This is a genomic window from Actinoalloteichus caeruleus, from assembly GCF_049311605.1.
GTDB lineage: Bacteria > Actinomycetota > Actinomycetes > Mycobacteriales > Pseudonocardiaceae > Actinoalloteichus_B > Actinoalloteichus_B caeruleus.
This window is the reverse complement of sequence record NZ_CP186005.1, coordinates 5,088,250-5,102,029: the sequence shown is the minus strand read 5'-3', so window position 1 is coordinate 5,102,029 and position 13,780 is coordinate 5,088,250. Positions and strand designations below refer to the sequence as shown.

Genomic DNA, 13,780 nt, shown 5'->3' with positions numbered 1-13,780 from the left:
ATCGTGGAGGCGGGCCGTGAGCTGGACGCGGCCTCCCGCGATTCGACGGCTGGGCGTCCAGCGGGTCGGGCGCGGGAGGAAGGCGTCAGCGGAGTGGGATGGTGCCGACATCCTCCCGAGGCGCGGGAAGCGGCACCGGGAGGACGACCTGACGGGGCGGGCGCCCGGGAGTCGGACCAACTGGGGGTGGTGCCGAACGCCGAGCGGCCCCGCCCGGTCAGGAACGCGTGTAGGTCAGGAACAGCACGCCGCTGTCGTGCGCCTTCGTCTCGACCAGCCGGAACCCCGTGGGGTCGAACGCGCCGCCGAACAGGGCGATGCCCGCGCCGGCGACGACCGGGTTCAGCTTGATCACGAGTCGGTCGATCTCCGGCAGCAGCGCACCGGCCAGCCGCCCGCCCCCGCAGAGCCAGATGCCCGCGCCAGGTTCGCGCTTGAGTTCGCGGACGACGGTCACCGGGTCGCCGGACACCAGCTCGACCGTGGGGTCAGGGCTCTCGGTCAGGCTCCGCGAGAACACGAGGTGGCGCAGGTGCGGGTACGCGTTGGTGACGCCCACCCGGAGCCCCATGTCGTAGGAACCCCTGCCCTCCAGCACCGTGTCGAAGGTGCGGTTCGGCGGGTCGATGCCGAGGGCGCGCCGCGCCTGGACGGGCACCAACTCCGGGTACTCGTCGACGAGCGTGCCCAGGTGGTCGCCGTCGATGTCGAAGAGCCCGCCCGGCGCCGACGGGTCCGAGCCGTCCGGCGGTGCGATGACGCCGTCCAGGGTGCTGGCGACGACGTAGGTCAGTTCGCGCATCAGGTCGTCCTTCCCGAGGTTCCGCCCGGGAGGACCCCGGCCGTGGGCCGGTCGCACGCTACCCCGCCCCCCGAGTCCGGGCGTACCCGTTTTCCCGGGAGCGAGCCTGTCCGACCCACCACCTGCTCTCCCCTCGCGGATCCCCGGCCGCCGCGCGGAAGTCGGGAAGCCGCTCGTCCCCGGGACGGGCGAGTCCCGGGGACGGCGCCGGTAGGTCGTCCCAGGGCCGGGCCGGCCCCGACCCACCGTCGGTGTCGGGGCCACCGGGGTCGGCTGGCGCCCCTACCAGCGGGCGGGGCGCGGGACGCCCCGGCGCGCGAAGCTGGCGGCGAGACCGGCGCCGAACAGGACGAGCGAGGTCACCCAGGCGTGGCCCCAGGGGTCCTGGCCCACCAGCCACCCGAGGAGCCCGTTCACCAGCGCGGTGTCCCCGCCGGTGGCCGGTGTGTACAGGCCCACGAACCCGGGCACGGCGACCAGCATCACGGGCAGCACCGCGAGTGGAGCGGGCAGGACCAGCTGGAGCACCCAGGCCAGGCCGGTCAACGCCAGCAGGACGGCCGCCGCGTCCCCGCCCCCGAAGTCCGCCACCACCTCCGGGGTGGACAACCACAGGGCGAGGGCGGCGAACCCCGAGCACCCGAGTCGGTGCGCGAGCGTCCACCAGGCCAGGCGACGCACGGCACCGCGATCGGTGGCCGGCACCCCGGAGGTGGCCCAGGTGGCCACCGCGCAGGCGAGCAGGGTGGGCATCACCACGGCGAACGGCAGCGGAACCGGCACCGAACCACCCACGGCGAAGGTCATCGCGCCGACGGTGGCGCTGGCCAGCGCTCCGAGCAGGACGGTCCCGACGATCCACGCCGTGTTCCGCGCCATCAGGAACGACAGCAGGGGGTGGCGCGCGCGGGGGAGGCCGGGGTCCGGCTCCGCGAGACGGTCGGGGGCGCGGGAGGCGTCGGTGCCGTTCATCGCGAGAACGCCTCCTCGGTCAGGGCACACCCCTGGTAGGCCGCGCCGTGCCGGGACAGCCACTCCCGCCATTCCAGGACCGACAACCCGGCGAGGAAGTCGGCGGCCTCCCGGTACACCCCACCAGCGTCCGCGACCGGGACCCCGGGTTGGGCGATCGCCGTCGACACCAGGGTGTTGTAGCCGGCGGCCGCGTCGGGGTCCTCGACGCCCTGCTCCACGCGTTCGTCGAAGGGGCGGAAGCATTCGTCCAGGCCGGACAGGTTGAACGCGAGTTCCTGTACGGCGGCGACGAGGGTGCCCTCGGCGGTGTCGTCGAGGTGGACCGCGACGCCCTCCCCTACCGGCGCCTCTCCCATTCCCCGTGGTCGGTGCTCCACCCGGTCGAAGGCCAACGGCGAGTCCCCGGCCATCTCGTGGAACACCGCGAGCCGGGCGCCGAGATCGGCCGAGGCGTGGTCGAAGGCCGGGTGCAGGCACAGTTCCAGCTCCCCGTGCCAGGTGCACACCGGGGTGAAGGGCGGTTCGGCCGCGAGGGTGGTCCGCCCGCCCAGGGCGAGGACCGGGATGGCGGTGAGCGACGCCACGACGGCCGCCGCGCCGAGGGCCACCAGCCGCCACGGCCGCCGACGCTGGTGGCGGTCGCGTAGGCGGCACACCAGCACGAGGACGGCGAGCAACGCGAGCACGAGCCCCAGGAACCAGACCACCAACCGGAGGTGGAGGGTGGCCGGCACCGCCGTCCACACGTTGACCAGCTGCTGCCGAGCCGGGAGGAGCGCCTCCGCCGTCGGGGAGAGGGCGAAGCCGACCGCGTGGAGGGAGAAGGCGGCCAGCGCGACGACGGGGACGGTCAGGACGTGGGGGAGGAGGACACCGACGAGATAACCGAACAGTGCGTAGGCCGACAGACCCAGCGGGGAGATCAGGAGCGCGAGTGGTTCCAGCTCGCCCCACGTGTTGCCGACGAGGATGCGGGTGGACACGGCGGCCAGGACCAGCCCCTGGCCGAGCCACGCCCAGAGCAGGGTGGCGAGGAGTCGCGCACCGTGGCGGAACCCCGGGCCCCGGACCGCCACCTCGTCCAGCCAACCGAGCCCCATCCGGTGGTCGCGGCTCGCGACGAGCGCGGCGACGCCGCTGACCACCGGGCCGCTCGCGATGGTGGAGGCCTGCGAGGCGGCCATCGCGTTGCCCCAGTACGACACTCCCGGTGTCAGCTCGGCGAACGCCGCGAACAGCCCGAGCCCGACCACGGCGGGCACCAGCAGCCAGGCCGGGGACCGCCGGGACTCCAACAGGACGGCGTGCGCGAACGCCGTGCGCCGCGCGCGGGACGAACCAGCGGTGGACAGCGGGTGCTCCGTGCCCTCAGGCATGTGCCGACCCCCCAGCGGGGATCGCGAGGCGGCGCAGGTAGGCGGCTTCGACGGCTTCCGAGCGCGAGCCGTCGGCTCCCTCGGGCGCGAGGAACTCCTCCAGCGTCCCCTGGAAGCGCACGTGACCCTCGGAGAGGAGCAGGACCGAGTCGGCCACCGCCGCGACGTCGTCGGTGAGATGAGTGCTGAGCACGGTCGGGGTCTCCTTGCCCACCGCGCGGACCAGGGCGCGGAAGGAGGCTCGCTGCGCGGGGTCGAGACCGACCGTCGGCTCGTCCAGGACGAGGAGCGCCGGCTCGTTCACCAGGGCGCAGGCGATGCCCAGCCGTTGCAGCATGCCGCCGGACAGTTTCCTGGTCCTGGTGCCCGAGCTGGCCGCGAGACCGACGGTGCCGAGCACCCGCGCCGCGTTCTCCCGCGCCCGTCGGGCGGAGAGCCCCTTGCTCCACGCGGTGTAGCTGACGAACTCCAGGGTGGAGAAGGAGGGCAGCGCGGTGAACCGCTGGGGCAGGTATCCCGTGCTGGCCCGGACCGCCTCCACGCCCGAGGGGCGGCTCACGTCCTGACCGCATACCAGGAGCGAGCCGCCCTGGGGGCTGAGCACGCCCACGATCGTCTCGAGCAACGTGGTCTTCCCCGCCCCGTTGGGGCCGAGGAGGCAGGTCACGCCCTTGTCGACCGAGAAGTCGACGTCGTGGAGGACCGTGGTCCTACCGCGTTGTCGTCGTAGCCCGCGGGCCTTCACCAAGGGTGCGTTCGGCACGGTCGCCATCCTCAACGGGATCGGGTTTTCCGGGGGTGGGGGCGTGATTCCTCGACTTCGGGGTGAAGTGCCCGTGGCAGCTCGTTCCGCGAATCAGCGTAGTCGCGGGTGCCGGCTGAGGAATTCCGGTGTTTCCTGGTTCCACTGTCGGCGTTCGTCGCCGTCATCGCATCCCGGTGTGGGAGGTGGGGTGCCTGATCTCAACCGTTCCTGTTCGAGTCGGGGCACGGGAACATCGGGCAGCGGTGCTTCCCTCGCGACAAACGTCCCCGAAAGGCGACAGGGCTGTGGTTGGTTGCTGTGGCCTGCGGTGACGCTCAGGGGGATCCTTCCGTCCAGGTCGCGGAAACTCCGGCGACGGTGGGTGGAACGGCTGGTTCCCACCGCCTCATGAATCTCCCCACCATCGTGGCTTCGGGAAGGTATAAGGGCGGGATTGTCGTCCGCAACCGCGTCCGCCATGATTCGAGTCATACTCCGAACAGGCTCCTGGTGAATACTTCTTCCGGGGGTGCGTGGTGCGGCCCCGAACGCCGCGGCGGGATTGGCGCAGGGGCCGCCCGTATTCCACGACAGGAGGGAGGTGCCTGTTCTTCCCGTGAACCGCCGGACGGGTGGGTGTTGGGTGTGCTCGTCCCGCTGGGATACCGCGCTGGGTGACCGGATCGGTCGGGTCGGACGTGTCCGCGCGCCGGGGTGGTGCGCTCGGTTCCCCGGCTTGGCCCCTCGTGCCCTGGGGGTGGGGCTGGCGGCCGGGCGCCGTGTCCGGTCGTGACCTGGGGCTCGGGGAAGTGTGGTGGGGCTGGGCGCGTCCGTTCCCGGGCTGCCTCGTTCCTGCCGGGGTGACGTTCCTCCCCAGGTTTGCGGTGGGGCGGCGGCACGGGAGAGTATCGAACGCGTGTTCGAACGTGATGGCTCGCCGGTTCCCGGGTGGTCCCGGGACACCTACCGTGCCGTGCGGCCCGCCCAGCCGGTCTGGGTGTCCCTCGGCGCGGCCCTGAACCAGCCGACCTCCGGTCGTCCGCCCGTGCCCGAGGGGCTGGACCTGGCGTCGGAGGTGCCCGGGGAGCTGGTCGCCTGGGAGCGCACGACGACGGGGGAGTGGGCCGGGCTGGTCACCTTCGTGGTGCGACGCGCGCACGCCCGCGCCGGCGGGACCCGGCACACCATGTGGCTCTACGGCCGTGCCCTCCGGCGCCGGGAGGATGTCGGGCGGCGGAGGTGAGGACCGCGTTCCCGGTAGCCGCTCGCCGGCGGCTCGGACGCGGAGACGGATCACGCTGGCCCGGGGGAGCGATGCCGGTTCGCCGAGCGCGGGTGCGCCGTTCGTGGCCCCCTGTCCGGGGCGGGTCCGGACTCGCGGTTCATCCGGTCGAGGGCCGGACGGCCCAGGAGGGCGCCTCCGCTCAGACGTCCGGTTGACACTCGTTCGCTCCATTGACTGGTTCAGACCAACCCGGTTCAGTGAGGGGCGATCCCATCCGATCCCCCAAGCGAAGCGGCCGTTCCCTGCCCGCGTTCGTGCGCGTTCCCAGTTCCCCGGTGCGCTTCGCGCTGGACGAAGGAGCGATCACGTGTCCATCACACGCCTGGTGAAGGCAGTCGCCGCCGTGGCGGCGGTGAGTGCCCTGCTGGTGTCCGCACCGATGACGACGAGCACGGCGACGGCCGAACCGGCCGCGCCGCAGGGCTTCGTGGTGAGCGAGGCCCAGTTCAACCAGATGTTCCCCAACCGGAACCCCTTCTACACGTACCAGGGGCTGACCGCCGCGCTCAGCTCCTACCCCGGCTTCACGAACACCGGGGACGAGACGACCCGGCGGCGGGAGGCCGCCGCGTTCCTGGCCAACGCCAGCCACGAGACCGGTGGGCTCGTGCACATCGTCGAGCAGAACGAGGCGAACTACCCGCACTACTGCGACTGGAGCCAGCCCTACGGTTGCCCGGCCGGGCAGGCCGCCTACTACGGGCGGGGTCCGATCCAGCTGAGCTGGAACTTCAACTACAAGGCGGCCGGCGACGCCCTGGGGCTCGACCTGCTCGGTAACCCCTGGCTGGTGCAGAACGACGCGTCGGTGGCCTGGCGGACGGCGCTCTGGTACTGGAACACCCAGAGCGGTCCCGGCACGATGACCCCGCACCACGCCATCGTCAACGGCCACGGTTTCGGCGAGACCATCCGCAGCATCAACGGGGCGCTGGAGTGCGACGGCGCCAACCCCGGCCAGGTGCAGAGCCGGGTCGACACCTACCAGCGCTTCACGCAGATCCTCGGCACCACGCCGGGCGGGAACCTGTACTGCTGATCCGGCGGCCGGCCGTTCCCGTGGAACGCGGATCGGTCAGCCCACCCACCACACGCACGTCGACGAGGTCCGTCCGGTGCTCCGGGCGGGCCTCGCCGCGTCGCCGTCCGGGGGAGGAGCTGCCTCGCCGTGCTGGGGGTCCGCCCCTCCGCCGGACGCGGAGCCCGGTGGGGACCGGTCGGACGTGCCGCGCCCACGCGCCGCCCGCCTCGCGTGACCGTCCACGGCATCCCTCGTGTCACTCGTTCGACGCGCCGCCGGCCTATAGTCCAGCAAGCGGTGCGGCTCGCCGCGCCCGGCCCGTCGACACGAGGAGCGTGAATGTCCGGCGGCAGAATCGACCTGCACGCGCACTACCTGCCGGACTTCTACCGGGAGGCGCTCGCCGAGTCCGGTCATGGGCGGCGGGCCGCCATCTCCTCGCTCCCGGAGTGGGACGAACAGCTCGCGTTGCGCACGATGGACCGGCTGGGCGTGCGCACGGCGATGCTGTCCGTCTCCACCCCGGGAGTCCACTTCGGGGACGCCGACCGCGCGGTCGACCTCGCCCGCCGGGTCAACGAGGAGGGAGCCCGGCTGGTCCGCGAGCATCCGGGCAGGTTCGGGTTCTTCGCCTCCCTGCCGCTACCCGAGGTGGAGCCGGCGGTCGCCGAGCTGCGCCACGCGTTCGACGTCCTGGGTGCCGACGGGGTGATCCTCCAGAGCAACCACCACGGTCTCTACCTGGGGGACGAGCGGCTCGAACCCGTCTACGCCGAGGTGGCGGCCCGGGGCTCGGTCGTCTTCGTCCACCCGGCGATGCCCTTCGTCGCCGAGCACCTGGCGCTGGGGTACCCGCAACCCGCGCTGGAGTTCCCCTTCGACACCACGAGATCGGTGGTGGACCTGGTGTTGTCCGGGGTGCTGGAGCGGCACCCCGACCTGCGGGTGGTCGTCTCCCACGCGGGTGCGGTGCTCCCGGTGCTGGCGAACCGGGTGGACCTGCTGGTCCCGATGTTGGCCGTGCCGAAGGGGCGCAGCACGCCGAGCCTGCGGGCCGCGATGCGTCGACTGCACTTCGACCTCGCCGGCGCCCCGGTGCCCGAGCTGTTGGGTGCGCTGCTCTCGCTGGCCGACCCGGACCGGCTGCACTACGGGAGTGACTACCCGTTCTTCCCCGCCGCGTTGGGCCGGGAGCTCGCGGACCGCCTCGCCGAGACCCCGCTGCTCGACGGGGAACTGCGGCGGGCCGTCTTCGAGGACAACGCCGTGCGCCTCTTCCCCCGCCTGGCGTCTCCCACCAGCTGAACCGGTAAGGCGTCCGGGCGCGGCTCGGGATGCCCGTGGCTGGCGCCCGTCTCCCCGTGCCGACACCTACTCGGCCGGTCAGCTCCGGTCCGCGCCGCTCCCCGGGTGGTGTGGCGCTTGCGGGAGGGCGTTGGCCCGCGACCGGTCGCGCACCGAGGAGGCGGTGACACCGCCGTCGGGGTGGCGCTCGAGTTTGCCCCGGTTCACCAGGTCGTGCACGCCCTGCCTGCTGATGCCGAGCATGGCGCCCGCGACGGGGTAGGAGAGGGCGTGGGCGCTGGGGTGTCCCACCCGGCGGGCGGTGATCGTCCCCAACGGGGTGCGCCACCAGTCCGCCGGTGGGTCGAAGGGGCCGTCGCCGGGGTACAGGGTGGCGATCACGCGGGTGATGGCGAGGGTGGCTTCCGCGTCGTCGCCAGCGACCATCGCCCGTGCCCAGGCCGGGGCCCGTTCCCGCACCCGGTGTCGCAGCGCGTCGGCGGTGTCCGCGTCCTCGAGGAGGATCTCCAGCGGATCCACGCACCGGGCGTCGACCAGCGCGACGAGCTGGTCCCGCAGCGCGTTCTCCAGGGTCAACCACGCCTCCGTCCACGATGGGATCCCGCCGCTCGCGCCGCGGCTGGGCCGCCAGCCCAACTACTTGACGGCCGGCGACAAGTATTCTACGTTCTCGTCAACTACTTGACGAGTTCCGTCAAGTAGTTGACGAGGGTGGAGGAGCGGACGATGGTCGAGGAACGACACGTCGAGGGATCACCGAGGCTCGTGGTGCGGGACCACGGCGGCCAGCGGACCGGCCGCGACATCGTGTTGCTGCACGGATTCGGCGGGAACGCGCTCAACTGGGAGGCGTTCGTCCCACTGTTGACCAGCCGCCACCGGGTCGTCGCCTGCGACCTGCGTTGCCACGGCCGTTCCGGTGACGGCGCCTGGGACTGGGAGGCCCTCGTGGACGACGTCGACCGGGTCGTGGCCGACCTCGGCGCCGAGCGCCCGGTCGTCGTGGGCCACTCGCTCGGCGGTGCCGTCGCCACGCTCTGGGCCGGCCACCACCCGGAGGCGGCCGGGGCGGTGAACATCGACGGCTTCCGGGGGGTCGAGACCGAGGAACGGCACTACCTGGGGATCGACCCGGACGAGCTGGCGGCGCGCCTGGCCGAGCTCAGCGCCGACTTCGCGGCACAGGCGGCGGCGCTCGCCGAGCCGCTCCAGCCGGAGGCGGTCGAGGCCGCCCGCGCCCAGCACCGGACCGCCGGCGGGGACAGGGCCGTCGAGGCCTTCGACCGTGGCCTGGCCGTCCGGGACGGGCTGACGGTGGCACGCCCTGATCCCGGGACGGTGGCGGCCTTCCGCACGTGGATGGCCGCCCTCGACCTCACCGAGCCGCTCGCCGCCGCCCGGTGCCCGGTGCTGGTCCTCACGGCGACCCGCGACCTGCCCGAGGCCGACCGGTACGCCGACCTGCTCGCCGCGTGGCGGCGAGGTGTCGAACGGGACCTCGACTCCGTGGCGCGGACCAACCCCCGGGTGCGGGTCGAGCACGTCGCGGCCAGCCACGCCATGGTCCTGGAGGCTCCCGACATCATCGCGGGCCACGTCCTCGACTTCCTCGACATCCTCGGCTGACGCCGCGCTCCGCCGGGAGGGATCGCGACCAGCGCTCGCGCACCGAGAGGGAATCGCCTCCGCTGTCGGTGTTCGCGGTTCAGCCTGGTCCGATCCCCCTGGGCGGGGCCACCGGTCGTTCGTCGCTGGCGTCCTCGCTGGCGTCCTCGGTGGTGTCCTCGCCGGGTTCTCGCTGGCGTCCTCCGTGGCGGCGAGCGGGTCGGCGAGTGCGGTCCGCGCGTGTCGCGGGGTGGTGAGCCGGTCGTCGATGTCCCGGAGCCGTTCGCGCGACATCGGCGCCGCACAGCGCTCCAGTGCCGGGCCCGGCCCCGGCGCAGGGCAGCACCTCCCGGATGGCGCTCGTGGTCAGGCCAGCGCCGAGCAGCGCCCTGATGTCATGAACGACGATCGGGGCGTCGTCGGCGTACCGCCGGTGTCCGTGCCCCACGCGGTGCGAGGTCAGGAGTCCACGTTCCTCGTAGTAGCGCAGCAGTCGTGGGCTCACTCCGCTCAGCCGCGCCAGGTCACCGATCCGCACGTGATCTCCCTCATACGCGCTTGAACCTCACGTGGACGGCAGATCCTACGGTCCTCCCATGTCCTTTCACGTCGTGCAGCGCGATGGTCGGACGGCCACCGCCGATGAGTTGGCCCCACTCGCTTTCTCCGGCTACGCCCATTTCACCGCCATGCAGGTACGTGGCGGTCGGGTGCGTGGTCTGGATCTGCACCTCGATCGGTTGCGGACCGCTTCGGAGGAGCTGTTCGGGCGGGCGCTGCCCGAGGAACGGGTGCGGTCCCTGCTGCGCGCCGCGCTCGCGGCGGGGCCTGATGACCTCTCGCTGACGGCCACGGTGTACTCGCCGGCGGGCGAGTTCACCGCCGGCGGTGCTGGTGCGGAGTTGGAGGTGCTGGTTCGGACCGCCCCACCCGCGACCGGCCCCATCGGGCCGCTGGCACTGATGGCCGTCGATCACGAACGGGTCCTTCCCGCCGTCAAGCACGTCGGCGAGGTCGCCAAGACGTACTTCCTCCGACAGGCCGTCGCGCGGGGTTTCGACGATGCCGTCTTCGTCGACCGCCGGAGCCGGCTCAGCGAGGCCACGATCTGGAACGTGGCCTTCTGGGACGGTGAGGCGGTGGTGTGGCCTGAGGCCCACGTGCTGGGTGGGACCACGATGGGGATCGTGCGCAGGGGCCTGGACCGGTTGGGCATCCCCCAGCGGAGCCAGCAGGTGCGGCTGGACGACCTGCCCGCGCTGTCCGGGGCCGTCGTGATGAACTCGTGGACTCCGGGAGTGGCGGTGGACCGCATCGGAGAGGTGCCGCTCCCGTCAGCCCCGCGCCTCCTGGAGCTGCTGCACCGCGCCTACCAGGAGGAACCGCTACTCGCTCCGTGAACCAGGGACCCACGTCCCACTGACCGGATTCGGAGTTCGGGGTGTTTGTGGGGCCGGTGGGACTCGAACCCACACTGGCACGGACCTAAACCGTGTGCCTCTGCCAATTGGGCTACGGCCCCCGCGCGCCGTTCCGACGCGGACCACAGGGTAACGGAAAGATCACTCTCGTGAGACGAGGGGGCGCGATTGTGTCAGCGAGACCACGTTCCCGTCGTCCCCGCCCGCGCGGGGTGCCCGTGACCGGCACCCGCCGCGCGTTCGCTCGCCCGACTGGCGTCCTCTACGGTGTCGGAAACAGGATCGCTGCTGGCCGCGTCGGGTGGTCGCCCGGCCGGTCCGGTCGTGCCGGTCGTGCACGAGTTCCTGGTCCGCACTGCTGTGAGGAGGAAACGTGGCTCGCGACCCCGACGAGATCGAGCGGGAGATCGAAGACGCTCGTACCGCGTTGGCCGGAACGCTCGACGAGCTGGGTAGCAAGGCGAACCCGCAGCGGTTCATCGAGTCCGGGAAGGCCAGCGCCCGGGAGAGGCTGGCGGACCCTCGGGTGAAGTACTCGTTGATGGCGATCGGTGCCCTGATCGCGTTCGCGTTGCTGCGCAAACTGTTCCGCTGAGCGAGGTCGTCGGGGGCGGTGCCGGGTGCCGGCTCCGCCCCCGACCCATGCCGAGGGTGGCTTCGGCCCGCGCGTCGCGGACGGGTCCACTTCGGCTCGCTCCCGACGTTCCTCCTCCGAACGGCCGCGGTCCTCGCCCCCTCCGGCGGCGGTCCTGCCCACTCCGGGATCCGCTCCGGGCCGCACCGACGATGCCCCGAACGCGCGAGGCTCCCGTTCCGGCGGGCAGCGTTCCCCGGCCCGGGCCTGCCAGGTGTTTCCCTCCGCCATCCGCGCTTCAGCGCGCGGCGCGTGGTCGCGCGTACGAGGCAGGGACCCGCATCCGTGGTACCCGGCGGTGTCGAACACGTGCGCTCCCCGGCGAGGCCCTGGGGCTCGCTCGGTTTCCGCCGCTGGCGCTGACGACGGCGGACGTCCGCCACCACGCCCCGTCACCGCCCCGAGGCACGGTACGGCGGGGGCCTGCTCGGGCGGGTGGTAACGGCCGCGATGCGGGGTGGGCGGCGGTCACGGCGGTCTCCGACTCCCGCTGGGCGCGGAGTCGGCGGCCCGGTGCGGCGGGGACGTCCGACCGGCCCCACCCCGGCTCGGCCGCCGCTACTAGCTCGCCCGCTTCCCGCGCCTCGTCGCCGAGTCGGAGCGGGACCTCTTCTTCCGTGTGGCCCCGCCCTCGCCCTCCGCCGGCTTCGTTCCCCCGCCACCGGTGCTCGTGTCGGCCGCCGGGGCGGAACGGTCGAACCCCGGCCCGGTCGACGACTCCGCCTGGTCGGGCTCGTCCTCGTCCTCCTTGCCCGCCTGGTCGGTGTCCCCGGCGGCCGGCGCCGACGGCGACTGGACGTCGGACGTGGTCTCCTCCGCCGCGCCCGTCGCCGGAGGAGGTACCTCGGTCCCCGCCTCGTCGGTCGACGCGGCCCGCGCCGCCCCGGCCTCGGCGTCCACCGGCCGATCAGAGGTCTTCGCGGAAACATCAGACCCACCAGTCACACCGGCCACAGTGGACTCACCTTCGCCGACGGGGGCGGCTGGCTGCTGATCTTGATCGGCTACAGTGTCCGAACCGGACTGGGCGGCGGTCTTCCGCTCGGTGTCGCCGTGGTCCCGAGGTGCCACGTGCCTGGCGTACAGGTAGGCACGGGTGAAGGCAACGGCGTCACCGTCAAGCAGGTGCACTGCGACGGGATGTCCGCCGGAGAGTTCCTCGATCAGTTCGTCGGCGCGGGCCCGCGCCGCGAGCAGGCCGGACGCGTGGTCGGTCCGGGAACTCTCCTCGCCAACCACGGTGACCGTCCAGTCCTCCCCGTCCTGCACGTAGTTGACCGTGATGGGTGCAAGTTCCATGGTGCTACTCCCCTCCCACATGGCCTCATCGTCCGTCCGGATGACGGGACCCGCATGGTGGGAGCGGAACGGCACGCTGTAAGGCCGTTACTGAGGGTGTCGGCCCCCTCTGACGGGTGAAAGTGGTGTGCGTGGAGGGTGTCGGTCCGGTGCGACACCCTGGCAGCGCGCGCCGTGATCAAGGAGAAGCGATGCCGAAAGTGCTGTCCCAGCAGGATCTTCAATACTTGACGGAGGAGCTCGCCGCCGGACGCCAGCCCCCGGTCTGGTTCACGTCCCGTGCGGTGGGGGTCGAGGCGGGCAAGTCCGGCAAGGTCGTGGGCCTGGGCGACCCGGCGGACGGCGACTTCATCCAGGTCACTCCCACCGGGTCCCAGGACACCCTGACCTTCTCCACCAGCGAGCTCACGCTCGAGAAGCCGGGGCGGAAGCGCAAGGACGGCAAGAACGCCGCGCCGGCGGCGAAGAAGCCGGCCAACCCCCCGAGCCCCACGTTCTCCGCCGCGCCCGGCGCGGCGTTGCCCAAGTCCCCATCCACGAGCGGAGGTTCCGTGTCCGAACAGTCATCGACGTCCCAGCCCGGGAGTTCGAAGGCGAAGGCGGGAAGCGCCAAGAAGGCCAAGGCGCCCACGGCCGCGGTACTCACCCTGACGTCCACCCAGGACGGCCTCTGGACGGCCGAGGTCACGCTGGGCACCAAGAAGGCGGTCAAGCCGACGACCGTCAGCCCGGCCGCCGTGTCGCAGGCCGTCGCGCTGCTCCACGAGGACGTTGAGGCCGCGATCGAGCCGGTCCTGGAGGCGGCCCGCGAGCAGCACCGGGCGCGCGTCGAGCAGTTGCAGGCCGAGCTGGAGGAGGCGAGGCGTCTCCTCGGCGAGCTCACCCCGCAGCCGGCCGCCGCGGAGGAGCCCGAGCCGGCCGAGGAGCCGTCGGACGTCGCCCAGGCCTCCGAGGTCGAGGCCGAGCCGGCCCCGGTCGCCGAGGTGGCTCCTCGGCCCGCGCCGCAGCCCCCGGCCGAGGCACCGGCGACTCCGGCGGAGACCCCCGCCGAGACCGCCGTGGCCGAATCCGCCCCCGAACCGGCGCCGGCCCCCGAGGTCGAGACCGCGCCGGTCGGTGCGGGTGCCGCCACCTCGGAGGTCACGCCCACCGAGGTGGCCGCTGACCCCGACCCGGCCTCCGCGGCCACCCCGCAGCCGGTCGGCGCCAGCAGCTGAACCACCGCGCCATCCCCGGCCGGCTCTGCCCTCGCGGGCGGGGCCGGCCGGTCCGCGTCGCCCGCCCGCATTGAGGACGATGGGTCGTTCCATCC

Annotated in this window: 14 protein-coding genes and 1 tRNA gene; 7 read left to right on the top strand and 8 right to left on the bottom strand. The window is 72.8% G+C overall.

Features of this window, described 5'->3' with window-relative positions:
* Positions 1–217 precede the first annotated feature (217 nt).
* The 4 genes from ACOJVX_RS20795 to ACOJVX_RS20780 form a co-directional block, all read right to left on the bottom strand.
* The gene (locus ACOJVX_RS20795; RefSeq protein ID WP_418153745.1) at positions 218–802 is read right to left on the bottom strand and encodes a dihydrofolate reductase family protein; all 585 of its coding nucleotides are present in this window, start codon (positions 800–802) and stop codon (positions 218–220) included.
* Positions 803–1,084: 282 nt separating this feature from the next.
* Complete coding sequence (locus ACOJVX_RS20790; RefSeq protein WP_418153746.1) at positions 1,085–1,774, bottom strand: hypothetical protein; 690 nt, start codon at positions 1,772–1,774, stop codon at positions 1,085–1,087.
* Positions 1,771–3,153 (bottom strand): hypothetical protein, encoded by a 1,383-nt coding sequence (locus tag ACOJVX_RS20785; RefSeq protein ID WP_422647033.1) that lies wholly within the window; start codon positions 3,151–3,153, stop codon positions 1,771–1,773. The genes ACOJVX_RS20790 and ACOJVX_RS20785 overlap by 4 nt, the downstream gene beginning before the upstream one ends.
* A complete protein-coding gene (locus tag ACOJVX_RS20780) occupies positions 3,146–3,916 on the bottom strand; it encodes an ABC transporter ATP-binding protein (protein ID WP_418153748.1) in 771 nt (256 codons plus the stop codon). Before ACOJVX_RS20780 ends, ACOJVX_RS20785 begins: the two co-directional genes overlap by 8 nt.
* Before the next feature lie 898 nt (positions 3,917–4,814).
* Here ACOJVX_RS20780 and ACOJVX_RS20775 point away from each other — a divergent pair.
* The 3 genes from ACOJVX_RS20775 to ACOJVX_RS20765 all read left to right on the top strand — a co-directional run bounded on the left by ACOJVX_RS20775 (position 4,815) and on the right by ACOJVX_RS20765 (position 7,509).
* The gene (locus ACOJVX_RS20775) at positions 4,815–5,141 is read left to right on the top strand and encodes a hypothetical protein (protein ID WP_051313983.1); all 327 of its coding nucleotides are present in this window, start codon (positions 4,815–4,817) and stop codon (positions 5,139–5,141) included.
* Between the two features lie 349 nt (positions 5,142–5,490).
* Complete coding sequence (locus ACOJVX_RS20770) at positions 5,491–6,222, top strand: chitinase (RefSeq protein WP_026418994.1); 732 nt, start codon at positions 5,491–5,493, stop codon at positions 6,220–6,222.
* A 321-nt stretch (positions 6,223–6,543) separates the two neighbouring features.
* Positions 6,544–7,509, top strand: a complete 966-nt coding sequence (locus ACOJVX_RS20765; protein WP_103056111.1) for an amidohydrolase family protein — start codon at positions 6,544–6,546, stop codon at positions 7,507–7,509.
* Between the two features lie 78 nt (positions 7,510–7,587).
* Here the strand turns inward: ACOJVX_RS20765 and ACOJVX_RS20760 are convergent, their stop codons facing one another.
* A complete protein-coding gene (locus ACOJVX_RS20760) occupies positions 7,588–8,085 on the bottom strand; it encodes a hypothetical protein (protein WP_026418992.1) in 498 nt (165 codons plus the stop codon).
* Between the two features lie 150 nt (positions 8,086–8,235).
* On the opposite strand from ACOJVX_RS20760, the gene ACOJVX_RS20755 reads away from it, so the two are divergent.
* Positions 8,236–9,135 carry an alpha/beta fold hydrolase gene (locus tag ACOJVX_RS20755; protein ID WP_026418991.1) on the top strand — a complete coding sequence of 300 codons (900 nt, stop codon included), beginning with the start codon at positions 8,236–8,238 and terminating at the stop codon, positions 9,133–9,135.
* Between the two features lie 79 nt (positions 9,136–9,214).
* Here the strand turns inward: ACOJVX_RS20755 and ACOJVX_RS20750 are convergent, their stop codons facing one another.
* Positions 9,215–9,652, bottom strand: coding sequence for a MerR family transcriptional regulator (locus ACOJVX_RS20750; RefSeq protein ID WP_418153750.1), 438 nt, complete (start codon positions 9,650–9,652; stop codon positions 9,215–9,217).
* A gap of 58 nt (positions 9,653–9,710) precedes the next feature.
* On the opposite strand from ACOJVX_RS20750, the gene ACOJVX_RS20745 reads away from it, so the two are divergent.
* Positions 9,711–10,514, top strand: coding sequence for an aminotransferase class IV family protein (locus tag ACOJVX_RS20745; protein ID WP_337661723.1), 804 nt, complete (start codon positions 9,711–9,713; stop codon positions 10,512–10,514).
* A gap of 48 nt (positions 10,515–10,562) precedes the next feature.
* On the opposite strand, the gene ACOJVX_RS20740 is transcribed toward ACOJVX_RS20745, so the two are convergent.
* Positions 10,563–10,636, bottom strand: a tRNA-Leu gene (locus ACOJVX_RS20740).
* A gap of 272 nt (positions 10,637–10,908) precedes the next feature.
* Here ACOJVX_RS20740 and ACOJVX_RS20735 point away from each other — a divergent pair.
* Positions 10,909–11,130, top strand: a complete 222-nt coding sequence (locus ACOJVX_RS20735; RefSeq protein ID WP_016699963.1) for a DUF3618 domain-containing protein — start codon at positions 10,909–10,911, stop codon at positions 11,128–11,130.
* 600 nt (positions 11,131–11,730) lie between these two features.
* Here ACOJVX_RS20735 and ACOJVX_RS20730 read toward each other — a convergent pair.
* Entirely contained in the window at positions 11,731–12,468 is a 738-nt protein-coding gene (locus ACOJVX_RS20730; RefSeq protein ID WP_418153752.1) for a hypothetical protein, read from the bottom strand.
* A gap of 191 nt (positions 12,469–12,659) precedes the next feature.
* Here ACOJVX_RS20730 and ACOJVX_RS20725 point away from each other — a divergent pair, with 191 nt between their 5' ends.
* Positions 12,660–13,685 carry a DUF6319 family protein gene (locus ACOJVX_RS20725; protein WP_422647032.1) on the top strand — a complete coding sequence of 342 codons (1,026 nt, stop codon included), beginning with the start codon at positions 12,660–12,662 and terminating at the stop codon, positions 13,683–13,685.
* Positions 13,686–13,780: the final 95 nt, after the last annotated feature.